Origin of the sequence: Enterobacteriaceae endosymbiont of Plateumaris rustica, assembly GCF_012562965.1 — a bacterium.
Taxonomy (GTDB): domain Bacteria; phylum Pseudomonadota; class Gammaproteobacteria; order Enterobacterales; family Enterobacteriaceae.
This window is the reverse complement of sequence record NZ_CP046228.1, coordinates 473,260-498,937: the sequence shown is the minus strand read 5'-3', so window position 1 is coordinate 498,937 and position 25,678 is coordinate 473,260. Positions and strand designations below refer to the sequence as shown.

Sequence of the window (25,678 nt, the reverse complement as noted above, 5' to 3'; positions counted from 1 at the left end):
TTTTTATAATCCAAATAAATTATATTTAATATATAAAATATTAATAAGACTTATTTATTATATTTTTTTTTCATATATTTGAAAATATTATAACATAATTCTTTTATTCCAATTTTATTCTTAGATGATATTAAATAATATTTTTTTATATATTTAAATTTTATTAATATTTTTTTTATATATATATTAATTTTTTTTCTATTTTTTAATAAATCAATTTTATTAAAAATTAACCATTGTTCTTTTAAAAAAAGATTTTGATTAAATTTTTTTAATTCACTATTTATAATATAAATATTATTAATAATATTTATTATTTCTGTATTTATATTAGAAATATCAACTAAATGTAATAATAAATTACATCTTTCTAAATGTTTAAGAAAATTTAAACCTAAACCTTTTCCTAAAGTAGCATCTTTAATGATACCAGGAATATCTGCTATTAAAAAAGAATTACCAATATTATTTTTAACTACTCCTAATATTGGTTTGATTGTAGTAAATGGATAATTTCCAATTTTAGTTTTTGCTTTAGATATTATTTTAACAAATGTTGATTTACCTGTATTAGGCAGACCTAACATTCCTATATCAGCTATTAAAATTAATTCTAATTTTAATATTTTTGTTTCACCTAATTCACCTTTTGTATTTTGATAAGGTGATCTATTAATAGAATTTTTAAAATTTATATTGCCTAAACCATGTTTACCACCTTTAACAATTAAAAATTTTTGATTATTTTTATTTAAATCTGCTAAAATTATATTTTTTTTAAAATCAATAATTCTTGTTCCTATTGGAATAGTTAAAATTAAATCTTTACCTTTTTTACCTGTACATTGATTTTTTTTTCCAGCAAATCCATTTTCAGCTAGATAATTTTTTTTTAAATTAAATTTATTTAGTGTATTAAGATTATTATCTGTTAATAAATAAATATTACCACCATTACCACCATTACCACCATTAGGTCCTCCTTTAGATATATATTTTTCCCTAAGAAAACTAATACATCCATCTCCTCCTTTACCTGCTGTTACAGATATTGTTACTTCATCAAAAAATTTCACTATTACCTCAAATAAAATAACTTTAAGATTATAAATTTAATATATTCAAAATTTGATAGATATTTTTATGGAAATTTTATTATATAAATAATTTTTAACATTATAAAAATAAATTAATTTTTTTATATAGTAATAATATGAATATATTTTCTATTTTTTATACCTTTAGTAATAAATTTTACTACTCCATCTTTTATAGCAAATAAAGTATGATCTCTACCACATCCTACATTTTCTCCTGCATGAAATTTTGTTCCTCTTTGACGTATAATAATAGATCCTGCTTGTATTTTTTCTCCACCAAAACATTTTATACCTAATCGTTTAGAATGTGAATCTCTACCATTTCTTGAGGATCCTCCAGCTTTTTTATGAGCCATAAATAATATCTCCTATATCTTTTTAAATTTTAATTTTAATTATTTTAATATTAGTAAAAAATTGACGATGTCCTTGAATTTTACGAAAATGTTTTCTTCTATGAAATTTAACTATTTTAATTTTTTTATCTCTTATATGAGAAATTAATTTAGCTGTGATTGATGCTCCTTTAACTAAAGGTTGTCCTATTTTTAAACTATTTTTATTATTTATTAATAATATATCATTAAATTTTATTTTTTCTCCCACATTACCTTTAAATTTTTCTAATTTTATAATTTGTCCCTCTATAACTTTATATTGTTTTCCACCATTATTAAAAATAGCATACATTTTTATATTTCCTTATTAATTAAAATTTTGCATAAAATTATTTTAAATTATTTTAAATTATATTAATTATAAATATTTTAATATTTTATTCTTTGAATATTTGCCCCTAAACTAGAAAGTTTATTTTCAATATTTTCATATCCTCTATCTATATAAGAAATATTATTAATAATAGTAATTCCAGAAGCAATACATCCAGCTAATACTAAACTTACTGAAGCTCTTAAATCAGTTGCCGTAACTTCAGCTCCAGAAAGTAATTTAATTCCTTTACATTTTAATATATTTTTTTTTAAAATTATATTTGCACCCATACGTATTAATTCTGGTACATACATAAAACGATTTTTAAAAATATTTTCTTTAATTGTACTAGTACCTTTTGAAACTAAATTTAATAATGCAAATTGTGATTGCATATCAGTAGGAAAATTAGGATATGGACCTGTTATTATATTTACTGATTTTGGTCTTTGATTATGCATATTAATACTACACCAATCTTTACCAATTTTTATTTCAGCACCTGCTTTTTGTAGTTTATTTAAAACTATATTTAAATTATTAGGATTAGTATGTTTACATAATATTTTACTTCTACATATTGCTGCAGCTACTAAAAAAGTTCCAGTTTCTATTCTATCAGGTATAATTTTATAAACACCTCCTTTTAATTTTTTTACTCCTTCAATTACAATTTTATTTGTACCAGCACCTTGTATATTAGCTCCCATTGTATTTAAAAAATTAGCTAAATCTTTTATTTCTGGTTCTTTAGCTGAATTTTCTATAATTGTAATATTAGATGCTAATGTAGCTGCTAATATTATAGTAATAGTTGCTCCTACACTAATACTTTTCATACGTATAATATTACCTATAAATTTTTTTTTAATATATCCTTTAATAAAATTTTCTTTTATATTAATTTTAGCTCCTAATAATTTTAAACTATTTATGTGTAAATCAATAGGTCTATTACCAATAGAACATCCTCCTGGAAATGCTATATTAACTTTTCCAAGTCTTGTTAATAATGGACTTAAAATCCAAATTGATGCTCTAATTGATTTAATTAAATAAGAAGGTATATTATATTGTAAAATATTACTAGCATCTATTATTAATGATTTTTTTTTTTTAATTTTTACTCCTAATTTGATTAAAATTTTCATTACTATATCAATATCTTTTAATTGAGGAATGTTTTTTATTTCTACTGAATCTTCAATTAAAAGTGATGCAAATAATATTGGTAATGCTGAATTTTTAGAACCAGAAATAATTATTTTACCTTTAAGTTTTACGGGTCCTTTAATAATAAATTTATCCACTATAATTATTCTCTACAATAAAAATTTTTAGATTTTAAAATAATTATAAATAATTGAATTTTTTATAATTAATTAATAATTTAAAATCAAAATTTAAATTTTTATTTATTATAAATAAAAAATATTTTTATATTAATAATAAATAGTAATTTATTATCTATATTTTAACGTTTAGAAAATTGAGGACTTTTTCTAGCTTTTTTTAAACCTACTTTCTTTCGTTCTACTTTACGATCATCACGAGTAATAAATCCAGCTTTTCTTAATTCTTCTTTATAATTATTATTATATTTAATTAAAACTCTAGTAATTCCATGACGTATAGCTCCTGCTTGTCCAGAAATACCACCTCCTTTAACTGTAATATATAAATCTATTTTATTATTAATTTTTAATAAATCTAAAGGTTGTAAAACTATCATTCTAGATGTTTTTCTAGAAAAATATTTATCTAAAGATTTTTTATTTATATTAATTAATCCACTACCTTCTTTAAGAAATACTCTAGCAGAAGAACTTTTTCTTCTTCCTGTTGCATAATTTTTATATATAATCATTATAATAATCCTATTAAATATTTAAAATATAATGTTTTTGAGCTATATGTTTATGTTTTATTCCAGAATAAATATTTAATCTATTTAATATTAAATGACCTATTTTATTTCTAGGTAACATTCCCTTTACTGCATTTTTTATTACTCTATCAGGATAATTAATAATTAATTCATTTAATGATATTTTTTTTATTCCTCCAGAATAACCACTATGATTATAATACATTTTATCTTTTTTTTTATTTCCTGTAACTTTAATTTTTTCTGCATTAATTACAGTAATATAATCTCCTATATCTATATGAGGACTATAGGTTACTTTATGTTTTCCCATTAAATAATAAGCTATTATTGTAGCTAATCTACCTAAAATTTTTTTTTTAGCATCAATAAGATACCAATTATGATGATTAGTTATATTTTTTTTAAAATAATACATATTAAAAATTACCTAAAATACAATTTTTTTTATTTTATTTAATTTTTATAAAATAAAAATTTTTATAAATATTTAAATAATAATATAGTTAATTAATAAAATCAATTTATCTTTACAATTAAAATTATTCATTTTATGTAAATAAAAAAATAGATAATGATTGACAATTTAAATAAATTTAGAATAAAATAATTAATTATAATATGGAATAAAATACTTATATAAAATAAGAAATTTTATTTTCTATATTGTTAATAATTTTGTCATATATAAAAATAATATTGTTTTTTATTTTGTTGGTGATTTTATGCATATTACTTCAATAAGAAAAAAAGAAGGAATTTTAGTAAAAATATTTAAGAATTTAATTAAAGAAGAAAAATTTAGTACACAAATTGAAATTGTACGTGCTTTACAAGAAGAAGGTTTTAATAATATTAATCAATCTAAAGTTTCTAGAATGTTAACTAAATTTGGTGCAATAAGAACTAGAAATGCTAAAATGCAAATGGTTTATTGTTTTCCTTTAGATTTAGGAGTACCAAACACTACTAGTCCATTAAAAAACTTAGTCTTAGATATTGATTATAACGATATTTTAATTATTATTCATACTAGTCCTGGAGCTGCTCAATTAATAGCTCGTTTGTTAGATTCTTTAGGTAAATCAGAAGGAATTCTTGGTACTATTGCTGGAGATGATACTATTTTTATTATTCCTACAAGATTATATAAAACTGTTAATTTATATAAAAATATTAAAATTTTATTTGAACAAAATTTTAAATAAACATAAAAATAAATTTTTTTATTTATCATTATAAGAAAATTTTTTCATATATGGTTTTAAAATATTAGGTATTTTAATACTACCATCTTTTAGTTGATAATTTTCCATTATAGCAGCTAAAGTTCTTCCAACAGCTAGTCCTGATCCATTTAATGTATGAATAAAAATATTTTTATTTGTATTTATCTTTTTGTATCTTGCTTTTATTCGTCGTGATTGAAAATCAGACATATTAGAACAAGAAGAAATCTCATAATATTTTTCTTTTGATGGAAACCATACTTCAAGATCATATGTTTTAGCAGAAGAAAAACTCATATCTCCTGTACATAAAAGCATTTTTCTATATGGTAACTTTAAAAGTTTTAATACTGTTTCTGCATGTTTAGTTATAATTTCTAATGTTTTTACTGAGTTTTCAGGACGTACTAATTGTACTAATTCTACTTTATCAAATTGATGTGTACGAATTAATCCTTTATTATCTTTTCCATAAGATCCTACTTCAGATCGAAAACATGGACTATGTGCTACCAATTTTATAGGTAATTTATTTTCTTCTATAATTTTATTGTAAACTATATTAGTTAATGGTACTTCTGCTGTAGGAATTAAAGAATATTTATTTTTATCAAAATAATTAATTGATTCAATATGAAAAATATCATTACTAAATTTAGGTAACTGTCCAGTGCCGTATAAAATTTTATTTTTAACTATGTAAGGCACATAAATTTCTTCATAATTATGATAAAAAACATGTAAATCTAACATAAATTGAATTAAAATTCTATGTAAGTATGCTATTAAACCTCTCATTACAACAAATTTTGATCCACTTAAAATAACTCCAGCTTCAAGATCTATTCCATTATTTAATGATCCTAATTCTATATGATCTTTTACTGGAAAATCATAAAATAAAATTTTACCCCATCTTGTTATTTCTTTATTATCTTTACTATTTTTTCCATAAGGAACATCATCTAATGGAATATTTGGAATTTTATCATAAATATTTTTTATATTTTTTTTTATATTTATTAATTTTTTTTTTAATAAAAATAATTCATTATTAATTTTATTTATTTGATTTTTAATATGGTCAAAATCCCCTGAATTTTTTTTTATTAGATGTTTAGATTGATTTTTTTTTTCTACTTGTAATTTTTCTATTTTTATTTGTAAATTTTTTCTTTGTTTTTCTAATTTACTTATCAAATTATTATCTAATATAAAATTTCTTTTTTTAAGCATTTGAGATACATAGTCTATATTACAACGAAATAAATTAGGATCTAACATATATTTTAATCCCTTAAAGATTTTTATTTTTATGTTTTATTATAAATTATATATTTATATATTATAATAAAAATTATATAATTAATATATTTAATTAATAATGAATAAATAAAATTTATATAAAAAATATAGAAGTGTTTATGAATAATATACAACATACAAAACTTTTAATTTTAGGATCAGGACCTGCAGGTTATACTGCAGCTATATATTCTGCAAGAGCAAATCTTGATCCAATTTTAATAACAGGAATAGATATAGGTGGTCAATTAATTAAAACTACAAATATAGAAAATTGGCCTGGAAATTTTCCTAGTATATCTGGAAATAAATTAATGAGTAATTTATGTAATCATGCATTATATTTTAATACAAATATAATAAATGATTATATAATAAGAGTAGATTTAAAACAACAACCTTTTTATTTAACAGGAAATTTATTTAATTATACATGTGATAGTTTAATTATTGCTACAGGAGCTATTCCTAAATTTTTAGGATTAAATTCAGAAAAAAAATTTATAGGAAAAGGAGTTTCTTCTTGTGCTATTTGTGATGGATCTTTTTATCACAATAAAAAAATTGCAGTAATAGGTGGTGGTAATACTGCTGTAGAAGAAGCTCTTTATTTATCTAACATAGCATCAGAAGTTCATTTAATCCATAGAAAATCTTATTTTAGTGCTGAAAAAATATTAATCGATAAATTATTAGAAAAAGTTAAAAATAATAATATTATATTACATTATCCTTATATAGTAAAAAAAATATTAGGTAATAAAGTTGGAGTAACTGGAATAAAAATTTTTTCTTTAAAAAATATAAAAAAAAATAAAATAATAAATTTATATGGTATATTTATTTCTATAGGAACTGTACCAAATACTGTTTTATTTCAAAATGAATTAAAATTAGATAAATATGGATATATTATTACTAATAGTATACCGAAAAATAATTTTAATTTTACACAAACTAGTATTTCAGGAGTTTTTGCTGCTGGTGATGTAATGGATAATGTATATAGACAAGCAATTACATCAGCTGCTACTGGTTGTATGGCTGCTTTAGATGCTCAAAATTATTTAAGAAAAAATTTTTAAATAGTTTAAAAAATTTATATTTATAAATAATAAATTTAAAATATTTAAGTATATATTAATAAACAATTAACGACTACGAAAAATTATTCTTCCTTTATTTATATCATAAGGAGTTAATTCTACAGTAACTTTATCTCCTGTAAGTATTCTAATATAATTTTTTCTCATTTTTCCTGAAATATGAGCAGTGACTATATGTCCATTTTCTAATTTTACATGAAAAATAGTATTAGGTAATGTATTTAAAACGATTCCTTGCATTTCTATATTATCTGATTTAGACATTAATTTATTTCCTTTATAATTTATCATTAAATAATTTTTTTATTATCATTCATTATATTATTTTTTATATAATTCCAATATTTTCCTCTTTTATTAACTAAATAATTATGATGTCCTTTTTCAATAAAACAACCATTATCCATAAAATATGTACAATCCATTTTTTTAATAATATTAATATTATGAGTAATAATTATTATTGTTTTTTTTCTGAATATAGAAAATATTAATTTTAATATATTATAAGATGTAATATTATCTAAACCTTCTGTTGGTTCATCTAATAATATTAATTGTCCATTATGTAATATTGTTCTTGCAATAGCTAATCTTTTTAATTCGCCACCTGATAAACTTCTACCTCCTTCACCCATCCATAATTCTAATCCTTTATCATTATTAATTAATTTATTCAAACCTACAAGATTAATAATTTTTATTAAATATTTATAATCGTAATTATTTTGATTGTTTAATAATAAATTATTTTTTAATGTATCACTAAAAAGATATACACGTTGATTTATTACACTTATATTTTTTCGTAAAGTAGATAAATTCCATAATTTTAAATTAATATTATTTAAATAAATTATTCCTTTAATAGGATCCCAAGCTCTAGTTAATAACATTAGTAATGTTGATTTACCGCAACCATTATGTCCAGTAATAGCTATTTTTTCATTATTTTTTATAAATAAAGATAATTTTTTTAAAATTAATAAAGGCTGTTGAGGGTAATGAAAAGAAATATTATCAATATTAATAATAATATAATTATTTTTTTCCTGAATATTTTTATTTTTTTTAGAAAATTTTACAATTGGTTTTTGATTTATAATCATAAAAATTTTTTTAGCAGATAATAAAACTTCACTTATATTGTGAAAAATATCACTTATAGTATATAACATATTAGATAATGTAATTAAACAAAGTAAAAATGATATAATATAAAATTTAGAATTAATATTTTTAGATAAATATAAATTACTATATACTAAAAAAGTAATTATATTAATGCCATTAATAATAATTATTATTGATTGTGATCTTGCATTATAATTATTTTTTTTATATTGTATATTTTGCCATTTTTTTTCTAAAAAATTAATTTTTTTCCTAATTATATTAATACCTTCAAATATTCTATATTCTGTTTGATAAAATAAATAATTACTTATATAAAAATAATATTGATTTCTTAAATCAATATTATTTTTACCAATAGGTTTACCTAAATTATAAAAATATATCATATATAATGATAATGAAAAAAATAAAATTATAAAAAGTATAATAGAAAGTATATAACTAAAAAAATTTAAACTGATTAATATAATGATAATTGTTATAAATAAACTAATAATAGGAGATAAAATTTGTATATATAAATGATCTAAGGTTTGGATATCTGAAATTAATGTATTTAATATATCACTATTATTTAAATATTTTAAGTTAGAAGGATATAAAGGAAAAATTTTACGAAAAATGATAATTCTTAAGTTTTTTAAAACTTGTAAAGTACTATCGTGTTTTATAATTTTTTCGAAATATTTTGTTACAGTTTTTATTATTGAAATAATTCTTATAATAACTGAAGGAACTACATAATTATAATTAACACTATTAAAGTTAAATATAAAAGTAGAAGTTAATAAATAACCAGATATAATTGATAAAGATATACTCATCAAATTAGTAATAATTGTTATTATTATACCAAAAAAAAGAATTATTAAATATTTTTTATAATTTTTTAAAAAATATAATAAATAAAACACTGAATTTAAACTCCTACTTTTATATTTAAATTTTTTTATATTTTATATTAAATTATCTAATTATTTTATTATTTATTATCTTTTTTATAATTTTTCCATTATCCATTTTCCAAATTTGATTACAAAATTTAGTTTGATATAATTTATGTGTTATCATTAAAACTGTTTTTATATCTTGGTAATTATATAAAGAATTTATAATATCTTTTTCACTATTAATATCAATATTTGCAGTAGGTTCATCTAATAATAATAAATTATGATTTTTAATTAGAGCTCTTGCTATAATTATTCTTTGTATTTGTCCTACTGATAATCTTATATTTTGTTCACCAACTATTGTATCTAATCCCTTAGGAAAATTTTTTAAAAAATCTTGGATTTTTGTAATTTTAATAATATTTTGTATTTTATTTGTATTAATATTTTTATCAAAAAATAAATTTTGTCTTATTGTTTTTGAAGGAATACTAGAATTTTGTCCTACCCAAGATATTTTTTTATACCAATCATTTAAATTTATATTTTTTAATTCAATATTATTAATTGTTAATGATCCATTATATGGTAAAAATCCTAAAAAAACATTAAATAGTGTAGTTTTTCCACAACCACTAGAACCTATTATAGCTATACGTTCTCCTGGAAGAATTTTAAATGATATAGGACCTATTAATATATTTCCTTCTATACTTTTTACTATTAATTCTTTAGCTTGAATAAAAAAATGTGTTTTATTAAAAGGTATTTTTTTTGTTTGTAAATTAATTTTTGTAGGATTATTTTGTAAAAATTGTAAAATTAAATCTGCTGCTCCTATAGACTTACATTTAATATGGTAAAGTAATCCTAAATTAATAAAATATTGAAAATATTCAGAAATTAAAATTAATATAAAAAAACTATTAAATATAGTAATTTTATTACCATAAAAACCTAAATTAATTATATTTAAATATGAAAAACTAAAATAAATAGCAATAGAAGCTAATGCAATAGAAGAAAAAAATTCTAAAACAGAAGATGTTAAAAAAGCAATTTTTAATATTTCCATACTTTTTTTTCTAAATTTTTCAATAAAAAATTCTATTTTATTAATTTCTATTTTACTTAAATTAAATAAACGTATTGTTTCTATACCTAGTAATCTGTCTAAAAAAAAACCATTTAAAATAGATAATATTTTAAAATTTTTCTTATTTTTTTCAGCAGTTTGACTACCAATTAAAATTATAAAAATTATAGTAAATATACTAATTATTATTAATAATAAACTTGCAAGCCAACTAATAAATGTTATTGTTATTAATATGATTATAGGAGATATAATAGATACTAATAATTGAGGTATATATTTGTTATAAAAATCTTGTAAATTTTCAATTTGATCTATTATTAAAGATAATATACTACCTAAAGTTTTATTTTTTATATTAATTATATAAATTTGTTCAAATTTATCTAAAATTTTTTTTCTAATAATATTTTTTATTGATTGACTGTAATTAAAATTAATTTTATTAATTATAAGGTTTAATAACGCTCTAAATATAAAGCATATAATTAATATTACATAATAATACAATAATTTATTTATTTGTACTTTAAAAAATAAATATTGAATTTGAATAGCTAAAATCCAATTTTGAAAAATAATTATACTTATATTTAAAATATTTAATAAAAAAGATAATTTTAATAATTTACTTGCAAAAAAACTTTGATTATTTAACCATTTTATTAATTTTTTTTCTTGATATTTTTTCATAGTAATATAATTACTTATATTTTATATACTTTTTTAAATATAAAAAAATATAATTTATAAAATTTTTATTTAATAAAATTATTATTAATATTAAAAGGAGCTAAAATATTTAATTTTTCTTCTATTCTTATTAATTGATTATATTTAGCTGTTCTTTCTGAACGACTCATTGATCCTGTTTTTATTTGTCCAGCATTTGTACCTACAGATAAATCTGAAATAAAAGTATCTTCTGTTTCTCCAGAACGATGAGATATTATTACTTTATATCCATTTTTTTTTGCTATTTTAATAGTAGATAATGTTTCAGATAAAGAACCAATTTGATTAAGTTTTATTAAAATAGCATTAGCTATTCCAAGTTTTATACCTTTATTTAAAAGTTTTGTATTTGTAACAAATAAATCATCACCAACTAATTGAATTTTATTACCTAATATTTTTGTTTGGTATGCAAATCCTTTCCAATCGGATTCATCTAGACCATCTTCTATAGAAGATATAGGATATTTTTTAATTAAATTAGAAAAAAAATGAGTTAATTCTTTATAATTTAAACTTAACCCTTCACCTTTTAAATGATATTTTTTTTTATAAAATAATTCAGAAGCAGCACAATCAATAGCAAAAGTAATATCTTTACCTAAAATAAATCCAGAATTTTTTATAGCTTCTGAAATAATATCAAATGCATCACTGTTTTTATTTAAATTAGGTGCAAAACCACCTTCATCTCCTACAGAAGTTATTAATTTATAAGATTTTAGTACTTTATATAAATGATGAAAAATTTCTGAACCTATTCTAATAGCTTCTTTTATATTTTTTGCACAGACAGGTTGTATCATAAATTCTTGAATATCAAGATTATTATCTGCATGTTTACCTCCATTAATAATATTAATCATTGGTAATGGCATTGAAAAATTATTAGATGTTCCATTTATATCAGAAATATGTTGATATAATGGAATATTTTTAAATATAGCAGCAGCTCTAGCATTTGCTAATGATACAGCTAAAATAGCATTTGCTCCAAGAATAGATTTATTTTCAGTACCATCTAAATTAATCATAAGATTATCAATATTAGATTGATCTAATGAATCTTTATTCATTAAAATTTTATTTATATGTTTATTAATTGAATTAATAGCTTTTAAAACTCCTTTTCCTAAAAAACGATTATCATTATCACGTAATTCCATAGCTTCTTTTGAACCAACTGAAGCACCAGATGGAACTGAAGCTATACCAATAGTACCACAATTTAATTGTACTTCTGCTTCAACAGTTGGATTACCTCTAGAGTCTATTATTTCTCTACCAATAATTTTTTTAATTTTAGACATTATTTTATCCTATTTAATATTTAAATTGACTTTTTTCATAGAAGATTTTATAAAATCTATAAATAATAAATGATTATTATGAAAATTAAAAATAAATTCTGGATGAAATTGATAACCAATAAACCACGAATAATTAGAAATTTTAATAATTTCTACAAATAATTTATTTTTTGATCTTATTACTATTAACAAATCATGTTGAATAAGTTTATAAATTAATAAATTATTTACTTTATATTTATGACGATGTCTTTTAATAATATTATTAAATTTATAAAATTGATATAATAAATTTAATTCATTTAATTGACATTGTTGATTATCTAATCTCATTTTACTTTATAATTCTTTTATATTTAGATTATAATTGAAATTATTATTTTGATTAATTAATTTTATAATTAATTTTTTGTAATTTAAATTAAATTCAATTAAATTGCATAAATTATTTTAAAAACATTACGTGAAAATTTAATTAAAATTATATGCATTTTAAAACATATTTCAAAATAAGGAATATTATTCTTTTATTCTACTGTTTTCAATTTTTCTTTAATACCTCTAGAATTAAAACTATCAAAAATAAAAATTTTATTAAATTTATTTAAAATATTTATTCCCTTAATATTCATTAATTCAGAATTAATGAATTTAATATTTACATAAATTTGATTTTTTAATCCCTCACGTTTTAATGTTTCTATTACTGATTTATATGTATCTGATAATTTAGTATATTTTCATATTATACTAATATTAACATAATCTTTAAAATTAAATTCTTTATTTAATATTTTTTTCTATTTAGTAAGTTTAGTTTCTGTAAGTTAAATTAAATTTATTATATACATAATTATCTAAACTTTATTTATTTAATAAAATAAGTATTTTATATATAAAATTAATATCATTTAAAAAAATAATAACTTTTTTTGATAAATTACAAAATGATATAATTTTAATATTTTTAAAATTAGATATTGAGTAACTAAATTAACATAATATATCTGATTATATTTTTATTGATAGTAATTCTTTCATGAAAAGTTTTGTAGGTTTTATTTTTATTTTTTTAGTTATTTAAATAAATATAAATTATTCTATCTTTTCCTATATCTAATAATATTTAATTGATATTTTCAAGAAAAGATAAAAATTCTATATTTTTAACTGTATATTCTATTTTTACTAAAATTATATTATATCCTTTATTTTTTATAAATCAGTTATATGTTTTTTATAATATTAATAATTATGGAATAACTTTAATTATTATATCCAAGATATTTTTTCTCTTTCTTTTTTTAATACTTTAGAATATATAACAAGTATTAAAATTATTAAAATGAGACATTATAGTTTTTATAAATAATTCATAATATTCAAAATTTAAATTAATTTCAGCATCATTATCGTTAAAAAATACTTTTCCACATTGATGGAAATTTAATTTTACTACTAAAATTAATATATGAATTTAATTCAATTATATTGACTTTTATTTCTATTTTCAAAAATTGAATTTAACTAGTTTGTAGTTACTTCTTTAACTAAAAAAGAAGTTACTCTTATAGTAATAAAAATATAATTTATATATATTTTTATTACAATAATTTTAGTATTTAAAAACTAATACAAATATATATTTATAATATTTTTTATTATATAATTTATAAAAAAATAACTTCCATTATATATAATAATATATTATATTACTTATTAAATTAATAATAATTATATATTATATAATATAATTAACATTTTTCATTAATTCTTTTAATAGATAATAAAATTTCTTTTTTAGCAATATCTATATTTTCCCATTTATTAATTTTGACCCATTTATTATTTTCTAAATCTTTATAATGTTTAAAAAAATGAACTATTTTATTTTTTAAAAAAACAGATAAATCATCAATACTATTAATATTATTATATTCTGAAGAAATTTTTTTATGAGGTACAGCTATTATTTTAATATCATCTCCAGATTCATCTGTCATATTTAATATACCAATAGGACGGCACCTAATAACAGATCCTGGTAAAATAGAATATTGAGTAGGTACTAAAACATCTAAAGGATCACCATCTAAAGATAATGTATTATTTATATAACCATAATTACATGGATAGAACATTGTTGTAGAAATGAAACGATCAACAAATAATATTCCTAATTTTTTATCTATTTCATATTTTATAGGTTCTGAATTTGAAGATATTTCAATAATTACATTAATATCATCTGGTACTTTATTTCCAGATGATACTTTATTTAAGTTCATAGTATATTCTTTAATATTTAATATAATGAATTTTAAAATAATAACAAATATATATTAATTATGTCAAAGAGTAATATATAATTAACTAATATAAAATATAAATAAAAAATAATAAAATGAAAATATTTTCAAAAATTATAAAAGAACGTAGTATATTAGAATCTAAAATATTAAATTATATAATATTAACTAAAAAAGAAATTAAAAATTTTGAAATGACAATTAAAAAAATAATAGGATTTAATATAAATATTCGTAATGGAACTACACAAACATCAGAATTTTATAATAATGAATCATTTTCTATTAATGTTTATAAAAATTATCAAAAAGGATTTGCTAAAACAAATAATTTATCATTAAATAATATAAAAAAAACTATATATTATGCGATAAATTCAAGTAATTATACAACATATGATATATGTTTAGGATTACCTAAATATGAATTACTAGCTTTTAATAAAATTGATTTAGATCTTTTTCATATTTCTAATATAGATAAAAATAAATATATTTTTATTCTTAAAGAAAGTGAAAAAATTGCGGTAAATACAGATAAACGTATTGTTAGTAACGGAGGAGATTTTAATAGTTTTGCAACAATTCATATATTTGCAAATAGTTTAGGAATACTACAGAGTTATATTTCTACATATTATTCATTATATCTTTCTATTATAGCTCAAGAAAATAATAAAATGGAATGTAGTTATTCATATTCTATATCAAGATCAATTCCTAATTTATATTCTGCTAAAATATTAGGAAAAGATAGTGCAAAAAAATCATTAAAAAAATTAGGATCACGTAAGATTAAAACTCAAAAATCTCCAATAATTTTTTCAAGTGAAATATCATGTTCTTTATTTAAACATTTAGCTGAATTAATTAATGGATATTATGTTTATCAAAAATTAACATTTTTATCTAATTCATTAAATAAATTAATCTTTCCAGAATGGTTAAATATTATAGAAGATCCTCATGTTTTACAAGGTTTAGGATCTAAACCTTTTGATAATGAAGGAGTAAGTACAAAAAAAATAGTAATAGTACAAAATGGAATTTTAAAAAATTGGTTACTAAATAATTATACGTCAAATAAATTACATATAGAAAATAATGGACATTCTGGAGGAATATATAATTGGTATATTAATAATAAAAATAATATAGATTATAATACTTTAATAAAAAAAATGAATAATGGATTAATTGTAACAGAATTGATGTCTAATGGAGTTAATAATATTACAGGAGATTATTCTCGTGGAGTATGTGGTTTTTGGGTTGAAAATGGAAAGATAATATTTCCAGTTAGTGAAGTAACAATATCTTCAAATTTAAAAAAAATATGGTTATCTATTTCAGATATTAGTAATGATATTGAAAAAAGAAATATTATACAGTGTGGATCTATTCTTATATCTGAAATGATGATTTCAGGAATTTAAATATTATATAATTAATATTATTTTAAGTAATATTTTATAAATAAATTATAATTTTTATATATTGATATTTGTTTAATAAGATTATGACTATAAGAAATTTATTTATTATTTCAGCACCTAGTGGTACTGGTAAATCTTTACTTTTACAACTATTATTAAAAAATAATGTATTAAATTTTAATATAAAATTATCGATTTCTTATACAACTAGAATTAAACGTATAGGTGAAATAAATGGTAAAGATTATTTTTTTATATCAAAAAAAAAATTTAAAAAAATGATAATAAATAATGAATTTTTAGAACATGCTAAAATATTTGGAAATTATTATGGCACCTCTAAAAAAAATATTAAGAATATATTAAAAAATAATATAAATGTTTTTTTAAATATCGATTGGCAGGGAGCTAAACAAGTGAGAAATAAAATTTCTCAAGTTTGTAGTATATTTATATTACCTCCATCAAAAAAGGAATTATATAAAAGATTATATCTTAGAGGTAAAGATCATATAGATATAATTAATAAACGTATGTTACAATTAAAAAAAGAAATATATCACTATCATGAATATAATTATTTAATTATTAATAATGATATTAATCATGCAATATTTGATTTAAAAAATATTATTTATGCAGAACATTTAAAAACACAAATACAATCCATAAGATATAATAATCTTATTAATAAATTATTAAATGAGTAATTTATTTTTATATTATATTTTTTTATATATAGGTTCATAATGGCTAGATTAACCGTAGAAAATGCAATTAAAAAAATTGGTAATCGTTTTGATTTAGTACTTATAGCTGCAAAAAGAGCAAGACAAATACAAATAAGAGGTAAAAGTCCTTTATTATCTAAAAAAAATGATAAAACAACAGTTTTAGCATTAAGAGAAATTGAACAAGGATTAATAAATAAAAAAATTTTAAATGATTATGAACAAATTGAAAATCAAGAATTTCATTCTATGAAAATAAAACCTATTAATTACTATTAATTATATATATAATATATAAAAATATATTTTTTATATTAAATAATTATATTAAAATAATCTCAAAAATATTAGTAATAATTATATATTTAATAATATTTTGTGTTTATTATTTTAAATGTCAATATTTGTTGCTTTTAAAGCATTATTTTTAATAAACAATCTTCTTGGTTCTACTTCATCTCCCATTAATGTAGAAAACAATTTATCTGCACTAATTGCATCCTGTATAGTAACTTTTAACATACTTCTAGTTAAAGGATTCATTGTTGTTTCCCATAATTGAATAGGATTCATTTCTCCTAATCCTTTATATCTTTGAATAGTAAAACTTTTTTTGGATTCTTTAAATAACCATTCTAATCCATCTTCAAAAGAAGTTATATATTTATATTTTTCGTCATTTTTTATAATATAAATTTTATTTTTTTTTAAAAAATATAATTTTTTACCTAATAAACAAATTTTATGATATTCTTTACCATTAATAAAATTTTTATTTAAAAAATATTCATTTTTATTTCCATATTTATTTTCATAAATTATTGGTTCAAAAATATTTAATTTTAAATTTTTTATGATGTAACCTGAATACTTAATATTAGGAAATTTATTATTTAAATAAAATATAAAATTATTTAACCATAAATTGACTTCTTCATAAGAATTTAATTTTTTTAATGGTGAATTATATAATAAAGAATGTAATATTTTATATGTAAAATAAGGTTTTAAATATTTTGTTAATTTTTTAAAATTATTATATTCTTGAACTAAATCAAATAATTTATTTCCAGACAAATCTTCTTGTATTTTTTTAAAACAAAATACTGCTTTTTTTAAAGCTATATTTAATTTAAAAATTTCCATATCTTCATTATTTTTGATATAAGATTCTTTATTACCTTTTTTAATTTTGTACAAAGGTGGTTGTGCTATATAAATATAACCTTTTTTAATAATTTCTGGCATTTGACGGTAAAAAAAAGTTAAAAGTAATGTCCTAATATGTGCTCCATCAACATCAGCGTCTGTCATAATAATTATATTATGATAACGTAATTTATCTAAATTATAATTTTCAGAATTAATATTACATCCTAAAGCTGTAATTAAAGTAATAATTTCTTGAGAAGATATAATTTTACTAAATTTAGCTTTTTCTACATTCAAAATTTTTCCTTTTAAAGGTAAAATAGCCTGATTTTTTCTATTTCTTCCTTGTTTAGCAGAACCTCCTGCTGAATCTCCTTCAACTAAATAAATTTCAGATAATTTTGGATTATTTTCTTGACAATCTGATAATTTTCCTGGAAGTCTAGATATTTCTATAGAATTTTGATTACGAGTTATTTCTCTTGTTTTTCTAGCAGCATCTCGTACTTTTGTTGCATAGAGTATTTTTTCTACTATATTTTTTGCATCTATAGGATTTTCTAATAAAAAAAACATTAATTGTTTATTTATACATGATTCTACAGCAGATTTTACTTCAGAAGAAACAAGTTTATCTTTTGTTTGAGAAGAAAATTTTGGTTCTGAAATTTTAATAGATATAATAGCTATTAAACCTTCTCTTGTATCTTCGCCTATTACATTGATTTTATTTCTTTTAATATAACCTTCTTTATCTATATATGATTTTAATGTTCTTGTTACAGATGATTTCAATCCTATTAAATGAGAACCTCCATCAAATTGTGGAATATTATTTGTAAAACAATATATACGTTCTTTAAATGAACTATTCCATAACATAGCAACTTCAATATTTATATTATTTTTTTTTTCATTAAAATAAAAAATTTTTTTATGAATAGATTTTTTATTATTTAAATATTTTATAAAAGCTTTAATACCTCCTTTATAACAAAAATTATTTTCTTTATTATTAATTTCATCTTTAATAGAAATAGAAATTCCTGAATTTAAAAATGATAATTCTCTTAATCTATTAGATAAAATAACAAAATCAAAATTTTTTACTTTAGTAAAAATTTTATAACTAGGCCAAAAACGAATATGAGTACCAGTATTTTTACTTATCCCTATAACATGTATTTTTGATTGAGGTATTCCGTTATAATATAATTGTTTATATAATTTTCCATTTCTTTTAATAATTAATTTTAATTTTTCAGATAATGCATTTACTACAGATATTCCAACTCCATGTAAACCACCAGATATTTTATATGATATATTATCAAATTTTCCTCCAGAATGTAAAACAGTCATAATTACTTCTGCAGCTGATGTATTTGTTTCTTTATGAATTCCTGTAGGAATACCTCTACCATCATCTTTAATAGAAACTGAACCATCATTATGAATGATAACATTAATATTTTTACAATAACCAGATAAAGATTCATCTATAGCATTATCTACTACTTCAAATACCATATGATGTAATCCAGTACCATCATCTATATCTCCAATGTACATTCCAGGTCTTTTTTTTACTGCATCAAGTCCTTTTAATATTTTTATACTAGATGAATCATAATAATTATTATTTATCAATTCTAACTCTCATTTATGTTTATAATAATTTAATTTTATTAATTATATAAATTAATAATAAAAACTATTAAGTAAATTATTAAATTCTCATGGGCATAATTAAATAAATTTTATTATTTTCAATAAAATCTTCTATTTTTATACTAGAAAAAGAATCTATTAATGAAATTTTTATATATTTATTTTTTAATGTATTTAAAACATCTATTAAATATTGAATATTTAAAGATATTTCTATATTATATTTTATATCATTATATTTTTCTTCTATAGATAAAATATCTTCTGCTTGTTCATTATCAATGTTACTTCCTAATATTTTTAAATATTTTTTATTAAATAATAGTGTTACACCTTTTGTTCTTTCATTAACTAAAATAGAAATACGAGTTAAAGCATTTTTTAAATTTATTCGATCTATTTTAATAATTTTGTAAAAAATTTGAGGTATAATTTTTGTGTATTCTGGAAAAGAATTTTCAATAAGTTTTGATGTAAATTTTAAATTTTTTAATGTAAAACTAATATTATTATTATTTATTTTAATTATTACTATATCATTAGTATTATTTAATAAACGTAATAATTCTATTATACTTTTTTTAGGAATTATAACTGAATAATTTATTAATATTTCATTTATTAAAATATTACAAATTGATAATCTATGACCATCAGTAGAAACCATATTTAATATATTATTTTTAATTTGAAATAGTACTCCATTTAAATATTGTCTAACATCTTGGTTTGCTATTGAAAAATATGTTGCATCAATTAACATTTTTAATATTTTATTTGTTAAAAAAAATTTTAATTGACTTTTCCAATATTCAATTATTGGAAAATTTATAGAAGGTAATGTAGACATAATAAATTTACATTTTTTAGATGAAATTATTATTTGATTATTATTATTAATTGATATATTTATATTAGATTTAATAGGAAAACTTTTACATATATCATAAAATTTTTTACCTGATATAGTAATAGAAAAATTATGTGTACTTTTTATGTTTTTTAAAAACGTAATTATTTCTATTTCTAAATTAGTACTTTTAAATATAATATTATTATTTTTAATTTCTATTAAAATATTATTAATAATAGGTATTATTGGTTTATTATTAATAATACTTACTATATTTTTTAATGGAATAATTAATTGTTCTCTATTAATAATAATATGTTTCATATTTATATAAAAAGTTACTATTTTAAATTTTAAATATTATTTTGTAGTTTTTAACTATTATAATAATGTATTGTTAAATAATATAATATTATTATACATTAATTTAATTCTATTAATCAATAATATTCATTTTAAATTTTGAAATAATTAATTTTATTAAAATTATATAAATTAAATTTTATTTATGTAATAATAATTATAGAGAAAAATTGTATTTAATTAGGTAATTTATAATGAAACGTACTTTCCAACCATCTATATTAAAAAAAAAAAGAGTTCATGGATTTAGAGTTAGAATGTCAACAAAAAATGGACGTCAAATTTTAAATAGACGTCGTGCCAAAGGTCGTGTTAATTTAAGTGTATCTGATAAAAAATAAATTATAAAATTTAAATGAATAATTTAAATTTTTCTAAAAAAAAGCGTTTATTATCATACTGTTTTAATTTTATTTCAAATAATTCATATAAAAAAAGTAATAAATATTATATAATTTTAAGTAAAAAAAATATATTTCAATATTCAAGGTTAGGTATTATTATACCTAAAAAAAATATAAGTAAATCCTATATTAGAAATAAAATAAAAAGAATTATTCGTGAATATTTTCGTTTAAATCAATATAAATTTCCTATTAGAGATTTTGTTGTTATATTAACAAATAAAAATATAATTAATATTAATTATATTAAATATAAAAAATATTTAAAAAAATTATGGAATATATATATAATATAATTATTATATTATTTTAAATAATAAATTATTAATTTAAAATATATAAAATATTAAAAAATAAATTTATATAGAAATTCAATAATTTCTATATTATTAAATATAATAGAGAAAATTAAATAATGTATTCACAGCGAAATATTATTGTTATTACTTTTATTTTAATTAGTTTTTTTATTTGGTATAATTGGCAAAAAATAAATAATTATGTAAATATTAGTAAATATGTAAAATATAAAAATATTACAAAAAATAATTTTAAACAAATTAATTTATATAGTAATAGAAAAATTATAGTTAAAACTGATAAATTTCTATTATTTATAAATCCTAATGGAGGTAATATTGATAAAGTACAATTAATAAATTATTCAGAAACATTACATTCTAAAAAATTATTTACTTTATTAAGTAATCATTCAGATTTTATTTATCAAGTAAATAGTGGTATTTTTCAAAAAAATAATAATTTTAAAAAATCTTTTATTAGTCCTAATTTCTTTACAAATAAATTTTATTTTCAATTAGAAAAATATAAAAATATATTAAAAGTTCCTTTATTTTTTTTAAAAAATAATATTTTGTATGTAAAAGTTTTTATTTTTAAAAAAAATAATTTTTCTATTAATATAGAACATGAATTTTTTAATAATAGTAAAAAACCTATAGAAATAGGAATGTTTGGTGAAATAAAACAGTCAGTTAATATACCTCAAAAATATTTAGATAAAAAAAATAGTTTATCTATGAAAGCTTTTAGAGGAATAGCTTATTCAACTGAAAAATATAAATTTAAAAAACACACATTTAATGATGTTTTAGAAAATAAAAATATTAATATAAATTCAAATCAGGGATGGATTGCAATGTTACAACAATATTTTGTTTCTGCTTGGATTTTACCAAAAAATAAAAATAATATAATATATACAAAAAAAATTGATAACAATACTGTAGGTATTAATTTTAAATCATCTACAAATATTATTTTACCTAAACATAAGCAAATTTTGTCATCAACTCTCTGGATTGGTCCTGAAATTCAAGAACAAATGTCAAAAATTGCTCCATATTTAGATTTCACTGTTGATTATGGAATCTTATGGTTTTTATCTAAACCATTATTTAAATTACTTAATTTATTATATAAATTAATAGGAAATTGGGGAATAGCTATAATTATTATCACTTTAATAGTAAGAATTATAATGTATCCTTTATCTAGGACACAATATATTACAATTGCTAAAATGCGTATTTTACAACCAAAAATTCAAAAAATTAAAGAACAATATTCAAATAATAAACATCTTTTAAGTCAAGAAATAATAAAATTATATAAAAAAGAAAAATTAAATCCTTTAGGAGGATGTTTTCCTTTTATAATACAAATGCCAATATTTTTAGCATTATATTATATGTTAATTAATTCCGTAGAATTACGTCATGCTCCATTTATTTTTTGGATTAAAGATTTATCATCGCAAGATCCTTATTATATATTACCTATAGTAATGGGTTTTACTATGTATTTTATTCAAAAAACTTCAAAAAATACATATGATGATCCTATTCAAAAAAATATTATGAATATAATACCATTTTTTTTTAGTTTATTCTTTTTATGGTTTCCTTCTGGTTTAGTTTTATATTATATAATCAGTAATATAGTAACAATAGTACAACAACAACTTATTTATTCTAAATATAAATGATTAAATTTTAATTTAATAATAATGCAAAAAAATACAAATACAATAATTGCAAGAGCAACTCCTTTAGGTCAGGGTAGTATAGGTATTATAAGAGTATCAGGAAATAATTCTATTAATGTAATGAAAAATATATTACATATTTCCTATATGAAACCTAGATATGCATATTATCTACCTTTTTTTTATAAAACAAAAATAATAGATAAAGGAATAGCATTATGGTTTCCGAAACCTAATTCATTTACAGGAGAAGATGTTTTTGAATTACAATGTCATGGAGGACCTATTATATTAGATTTATTAATTAGATATATTATGACTTTTCCTGGAATTAGGATAGCAAATCCTGGAGAATTTTCAGAAAGAGCTTTTTTAAATAAAAAAATAGATTTAACACAAGCAGAAGCTATTAGTGATTTAATTTCAGCTAATTCTAAAACGGCTGTTTTTTCAGCTATGAATTTACTTAATGGAAATTTTTCAGTTTTTTTAAATAAATTTAAAAAAAATATTATTGATCTTAGATCTAATATTGAATCTTTTATTGAATTTGAAGAAAATAATATAAATTTATTTAAAGTAGATATTTTAATAAAATTAGAAACATTATTAAATGATTTATCAAAATTAATAAAATATGTTAATTATGGAATAAGTATTAGAGATGGAATAAAAATTATTTTTGTAGGTCCACCTAATTCTGGAAAATCTAGTTTAATAAATTTACTCTCTAAGAGAAATGTATCTATTATTACTAATATTCCAGGTACTACTAGAGATATTTTATATGAAAAAATTTATATTAATTCTATTCCAATACAAATTATTGATACAGCTGGTATTAGAAAAACAAAAAATATAATTGAAAATATTGGAATAAAAAAAACTATTAATGAAATTAATAAAGCAAATTATTTATTTTTAATAGTAAATGATAATATAACTAATAATAATTTATCAAAAATTATAAATAATTATTTAAGTAATTTTATAAAAAAAATACCAATTATTATTATTAGAAATAAAATAGATTTAACAAATAACAATCCTGAAATTATCACAAACAGTGAATTTATCACTATCAAATTATCAGTAAAAACTAAAAAAGGTATACCTATATTAATAAATTATATTAAAAAAAATATTACTTATAAACATAATACTGAAGATATGTTTACTTCAAGAGCGAGACATATTAATATATTAAAATTAGTATTTAATTATATCCAGGAAGGAAAATTAATATTTTCGTCTATTGATTCTCCAATTGAATTATTATCTGAAAATTTAAAATTAGCTCAAATAGAACTTGATAATATAACAGGAAAATTTACTTCAAAAAATTTATTAGAAAATATTTTTTCTAAATTTTGTATTGGTAAATAAATTTATTAAAATGCCAGAATTACCAGAAATAGAAATTATTAAAAATATAATATCACCTTATTTAAAAGGTTATAATATCAATTATTCTATAGTAAGAAATAAAAAATTAAAATATTTAATACCAAAAGAAATAATTAATATTAATAATCAAAAAATTATAAATATAAAACGTCGTGGAAGATATATAATATTTTTATTACAAAATAATTCAATTATTGTTCATTTAGGTATGACAGGAAATTTATTAATTATTAAAAAATATAAAAAAATTTTGAAAAATGATCATATAGATTTAATTATTAATAATAATATTATTTTACGTTATTCAGATATCAGAAAATTTGGTTTTTGGATATGGAGTGATAAAAATTATAAAAAAAATAAATTTTTAAACAAATTAGGTCCTGAACCTCTTAATAATAAATTTAATAGTACTTATTTATATCAAATTACTCAAATAAAAAAAATACCAATAAAAGTTTTATTAATGATGAATGAAATAGTTGTAGGAATTGGGAATATATATTCTAACGAATCATTATTCATATCAAAAATTTTACCTTATAGAAAATCTAATACTTTAACTTTTATAGAAATAGATATTTTAGTTAAAAATATTAAACATATTTTATATATATCCATAAAAAATGGAGGTACTTCAATATGTAATTATATCGATCCTTATGGTAAAAAAGGAAATTTTAGTAAATTTTTATTTGTATATGGAAGAAATAATAAATTATGTAAAATATGTAAAACAAAAATTTTTAAAATGATTCATAGAAATAGAAGTACTTTTTTTTGTTCTATATGTCAAATTTAATTTTTTTATAAATATCTAATTATTAATTT

25 protein-coding genes are annotated in these 25,678 nt (G+C 18.3%); 10 read left to right on the top strand and 15 right to left on the bottom strand.

Features of this window, described 5'->3' with window-relative positions:
• Window positions 1-50: 50 nt before the first annotated feature.
• From cgtA to rplM, 6 genes are all read right to left on the bottom strand, one after another.
• Window positions 51-1,076, bottom strand: a complete 1,026-nt coding sequence (gene cgtA / locus GJT82_RS02405; protein ID WP_168819984.1) for an Obg family GTPase CgtA — start codon at window positions 1,074-1,076, stop codon at window positions 51-53.
• A 122-nt stretch (window positions 1,077-1,198) separates the two neighbouring features.
• A complete protein-coding gene (rpmA, locus tag GJT82_RS02400) occupies window positions 1,199-1,456 on the bottom strand; it encodes a 50S ribosomal protein L27 (RefSeq protein ID WP_168819982.1) in 258 nt (85 codons plus the stop codon).
• 22 nt (window positions 1,457-1,478) lie between these two features.
• Window positions 1,479-1,790: a 50S ribosomal protein L21 gene (rplU, locus tag GJT82_RS02395; RefSeq protein WP_168819980.1), complete on the bottom strand. Its 312-nt coding sequence runs from the start codon at window positions 1,788-1,790 to the stop codon at window positions 1,479-1,481.
• Between the two features lie 77 nt (window positions 1,791-1,867).
• Window positions 1,868-3,124 carry a UDP-N-acetylglucosamine 1-carboxyvinyltransferase gene (gene murA, locus GJT82_RS02390; protein ID WP_168819979.1) on the bottom strand — a complete coding sequence of 419 codons (1,257 nt, stop codon included), beginning with the start codon at window positions 3,122-3,124 and terminating at the stop codon, window positions 1,868-1,870.
• A 164-nt stretch (window positions 3,125-3,288) separates the two neighbouring features.
• A complete protein-coding gene (gene rpsI / locus GJT82_RS02385; RefSeq protein WP_168819977.1) occupies window positions 3,289-3,681 on the bottom strand; it encodes a 30S ribosomal protein S9 in 393 nt (130 codons plus the stop codon).
• Between the two features lie 13 nt (window positions 3,682-3,694).
• Complete coding sequence (gene rplM, locus GJT82_RS02380) at window positions 3,695-4,120, bottom strand: 50S ribosomal protein L13 (RefSeq protein WP_168819975.1); 426 nt, start codon at window positions 4,118-4,120, stop codon at window positions 3,695-3,697.
• A 307-nt stretch (window positions 4,121-4,427) separates the two neighbouring features.
• Here rplM and argR point away from each other — a divergent pair, with 307 nt between their 5' ends.
• On the top strand, window positions 4,428-4,910 hold the full coding sequence (argR, locus tag GJT82_RS02375; protein ID WP_168819973.1) for a transcriptional regulator ArgR: 483 nt from the start codon (window positions 4,428-4,430) through the stop codon (window positions 4,908-4,910).
• Between the two features lie 18 nt (window positions 4,911-4,928).
• Here argR and serS read toward each other — a convergent pair whose 3' ends face one another.
• Window positions 4,929-6,215 carry a serine--tRNA ligase gene (serS, locus tag GJT82_RS02370; RefSeq protein ID WP_168819971.1) on the bottom strand — a complete coding sequence of 429 codons (1,287 nt, stop codon included), beginning with the start codon at window positions 6,213-6,215 and terminating at the stop codon, window positions 4,929-4,931.
• A gap of 140 nt (window positions 6,216-6,355) precedes the next feature.
• Between serS and trxB the strand changes: the two genes are divergently transcribed.
• Entirely contained in the window at window positions 6,356-7,321 is a 966-nt protein-coding gene (gene trxB / locus GJT82_RS02365; protein WP_168819969.1) for a thioredoxin-disulfide reductase, read from the top strand.
• 66 nt (window positions 7,322-7,387) lie between these two features.
• Here trxB and infA read toward each other — a convergent pair whose 3' ends face one another.
• From infA to ppa, 6 genes are all read right to left on the bottom strand, one after another.
• Window positions 7,388-7,606, bottom strand: coding sequence for a translation initiation factor IF-1 (gene infA / locus GJT82_RS02360; RefSeq protein WP_168819967.1), 219 nt, complete (start codon window positions 7,604-7,606; stop codon window positions 7,388-7,390).
• A 26-nt stretch (window positions 7,607-7,632) separates the two neighbouring features.
• On the bottom strand, window positions 7,633-9,393 hold the full coding sequence (locus tag GJT82_RS02355) for an ATP-binding cassette domain-containing protein (RefSeq protein ID WP_168819965.1): 1,761 nt from the start codon (window positions 9,391-9,393) through the stop codon (window positions 7,633-7,635).
• Window positions 9,394-9,445: 52 nt separating this feature from the next.
• Window positions 9,446-11,161 carry an ATP-binding cassette domain-containing protein gene (locus GJT82_RS02350; protein WP_168819957.1) on the bottom strand — a complete coding sequence of 572 codons (1,716 nt, stop codon included), beginning with the start codon at window positions 11,159-11,161 and terminating at the stop codon, window positions 9,446-9,448.
• 65 nt (window positions 11,162-11,226) lie between these two features.
• Complete coding sequence (gene eno / locus GJT82_RS02345; protein ID WP_168819948.1) at window positions 11,227-12,513, bottom strand: phosphopyruvate hydratase; 1,287 nt, start codon at window positions 12,511-12,513, stop codon at window positions 11,227-11,229.
• A 9-nt stretch (window positions 12,514-12,522) separates the two neighbouring features.
• Window positions 12,523-12,846, bottom strand: a complete 324-nt coding sequence (locus GJT82_RS02340) for a glutamine amidotransferase-related protein (RefSeq protein WP_168819946.1) — start codon at window positions 12,844-12,846, stop codon at window positions 12,523-12,525.
• 1,421 nt (window positions 12,847-14,267) lie between these two features.
• A complete protein-coding gene (gene ppa / locus GJT82_RS02330; protein ID WP_168819944.1) occupies window positions 14,268-14,801 on the bottom strand; it encodes an inorganic diphosphatase in 534 nt (177 codons plus the stop codon).
• Between the two features lie 116 nt (window positions 14,802-14,917).
• Between ppa and pmbA the strand changes: the two genes are divergently transcribed.
• From pmbA to rpoZ, 3 genes are all read left to right on the top strand, one after another.
• Window positions 14,918-16,258, top strand: coding sequence for a metalloprotease PmbA (gene pmbA / locus GJT82_RS02325; protein WP_168819942.1), 1,341 nt, complete (start codon window positions 14,918-14,920; stop codon window positions 16,256-16,258).
• Between the two features lie 83 nt (window positions 16,259-16,341).
• Complete coding sequence (gene gmk / locus GJT82_RS02320) at window positions 16,342-16,968, top strand: guanylate kinase (protein WP_168819940.1); 627 nt, start codon at window positions 16,342-16,344, stop codon at window positions 16,966-16,968.
• Window positions 16,969-17,007: 39 nt separating this feature from the next.
• Window positions 17,008-17,268 carry a DNA-directed RNA polymerase subunit omega gene (gene rpoZ / locus GJT82_RS02315; RefSeq protein WP_168819938.1) on the top strand — a complete coding sequence of 87 codons (261 nt, stop codon included), beginning with the start codon at window positions 17,008-17,010 and terminating at the stop codon, window positions 17,266-17,268.
• Between the two features lie 111 nt (window positions 17,269-17,379).
• Here rpoZ and gyrB read toward each other — a convergent pair whose 3' ends face one another.
• Together gyrB and dnaN are read right to left on the bottom strand one after the other, a co-directional pair.
• Entirely contained in the window at window positions 17,380-19,788 is a 2,409-nt protein-coding gene (gene gyrB / locus GJT82_RS02310; RefSeq protein ID WP_168820058.1) for a DNA topoisomerase (ATP-hydrolyzing) subunit B, read from the bottom strand.
• An 82-nt stretch (window positions 19,789-19,870) separates the two neighbouring features.
• Window positions 19,871-20,989, bottom strand: a complete 1,119-nt coding sequence (gene dnaN / locus GJT82_RS02305; RefSeq protein WP_168819936.1) for a DNA polymerase III subunit beta — start codon at window positions 20,987-20,989, stop codon at window positions 19,871-19,873.
• Between the two features lie 233 nt (window positions 20,990-21,222).
• On the opposite strand from dnaN, the gene rpmH reads away from it, so the two are divergent.
• The 5 genes from rpmH to mutM all read left to right on the top strand — a co-directional run bounded on the left by rpmH (window position 21,223) and on the right by mutM (window position 25,649).
• Window positions 21,223-21,369, top strand: a complete 147-nt coding sequence (rpmH, locus tag GJT82_RS02300; protein ID WP_168819934.1) for a 50S ribosomal protein L34 — start codon at window positions 21,223-21,225, stop codon at window positions 21,367-21,369.
• A 14-nt stretch (window positions 21,370-21,383) separates the two neighbouring features.
• Entirely contained in the window at window positions 21,384-21,728 is a 345-nt protein-coding gene (rnpA, locus tag GJT82_RS02295; protein ID WP_168819932.1) for a ribonuclease P protein component, read from the top strand.
• Between the two features lie 119 nt (window positions 21,729-21,847).
• Entirely contained in the window at window positions 21,848-23,440 is a 1,593-nt protein-coding gene (gene yidC, locus GJT82_RS02290; RefSeq protein WP_168819930.1) for a membrane protein insertase YidC, read from the top strand.
• Window positions 23,441-23,461: 21 nt separating this feature from the next.
• The gene (gene mnmE / locus GJT82_RS02285; protein ID WP_168819928.1) at window positions 23,462-24,826 is read left to right on the top strand and encodes a tRNA uridine-5-carboxymethylaminomethyl(34) synthesis GTPase MnmE; all 1,365 of its coding nucleotides are present in this window, start codon (window positions 23,462-23,464) and stop codon (window positions 24,824-24,826) included.
• A 10-nt stretch (window positions 24,827-24,836) separates the two neighbouring features.
• A complete protein-coding gene (gene mutM, locus GJT82_RS02280; RefSeq protein WP_168819926.1) occupies window positions 24,837-25,649 on the top strand; it encodes a bifunctional DNA-formamidopyrimidine glycosylase/DNA-(apurinic or apyrimidinic site) lyase in 813 nt (270 codons plus the stop codon).
• Window positions 25,650-25,678: the final 29 nt, after the last annotated feature.

Excerpts from the sequence above, each read along its gene's own strand:
- rpmA (WP_168819982.1), bottom strand. The coding sequence starts at position 1,456 with ATGGCTCATAAAAAAGCTGGAGGATCCTCAAGAAATGGTAGAGATTCA.
- rplU (WP_168819980.1), bottom strand. The coding sequence starts at position 1,790 with ATGTATGCTATTTTTAATAATGGTGGAAAACAATATAAAGTTATAGAG.
- rpsI (WP_168819977.1), bottom strand. The coding sequence starts at position 3,681 with ATGATTATATATAAAAATTATGCAACAGGAAGAAGAAAAAGTTCTTCT.
- rplM (WP_168819975.1), bottom strand. The coding sequence starts at position 4,120 with ATGTATTATTTTAAAAAAAATATAACTAATCATCATAATTGGTATCTT.
- argR (WP_168819973.1), top strand. The coding sequence starts at position 4,428 with ATGCATATTACTTCAATAAGAAAAAAAGAAGGAATTTTAGTAAAAATA.
- serS (WP_168819971.1), bottom strand. The coding sequence starts at position 6,215 with ATGTTAGATCCTAATTTATTTCGTTGTAATATAGACTATGTATCTCAA.
- trxB (WP_168819969.1), top strand. The coding sequence starts at position 6,356 with ATGAATAATATACAACATACAAAACTTTTAATTTTAGGATCAGGACCT.
- infA (WP_168819967.1), bottom strand. The coding sequence starts at position 7,606 with ATGTCTAAATCAGATAATATAGAAATGCAAGGAATCGTTTTAAATACA.
- GJT82_RS02350 (WP_168819957.1), bottom strand. The coding sequence starts at position 11,161 with ATGAAAAAATATCAAGAAAAAAAATTAATAAAATGGTTAAATAATCAA.
- eno (WP_168819948.1), bottom strand. The coding sequence starts at position 12,513 with ATGTCTAAAATTAAAAAAATTATTGGTAGAGAAATAATAGACTCTAGA.
- GJT82_RS02340 (WP_168819946.1), bottom strand. The coding sequence starts at position 12,846 with ATGAGATTAGATAATCAACAATGTCAATTAAATGAATTAAATTTATTA.
- ppa (WP_168819944.1), bottom strand. The coding sequence starts at position 14,801 with ATGAACTTAAATAAAGTATCATCTGGAAATAAAGTACCAGATGATATT.
- pmbA (WP_168819942.1), top strand. The coding sequence starts at position 14,918 with ATGAAAATATTTTCAAAAATTATAAAAGAACGTAGTATATTAGAATCT.
- gmk (WP_168819940.1), top strand. The coding sequence starts at position 16,342 with ATGACTATAAGAAATTTATTTATTATTTCAGCACCTAGTGGTACTGGT.
- rpoZ (WP_168819938.1), top strand. The coding sequence starts at position 17,008 with ATGGCTAGATTAACCGTAGAAAATGCAATTAAAAAAATTGGTAATCGT.
- dnaN (WP_168819936.1), bottom strand. The coding sequence starts at position 20,989 with ATGAAACATATTATTATTAATAGAGAACAATTAATTATTCCATTAAAA.
- rpmH (WP_168819934.1), top strand. The coding sequence starts at position 21,223 with ATGAAACGTACTTTCCAACCATCTATATTAAAAAAAAAAAGAGTTCAT.
- rnpA (WP_168819932.1), top strand. The coding sequence starts at position 21,384 with ATGAATAATTTAAATTTTTCTAAAAAAAAGCGTTTATTATCATACTGT.
- yidC (WP_168819930.1), top strand. The coding sequence starts at position 21,848 with ATGTATTCACAGCGAAATATTATTGTTATTACTTTTATTTTAATTAGT.
- mnmE (WP_168819928.1), top strand. The coding sequence starts at position 23,462 with ATGCAAAAAAATACAAATACAATAATTGCAAGAGCAACTCCTTTAGGT.
- mutM (WP_168819926.1), top strand. The coding sequence starts at position 24,837 with ATGCCAGAATTACCAGAAATAGAAATTATTAAAAATATAATATCACCT.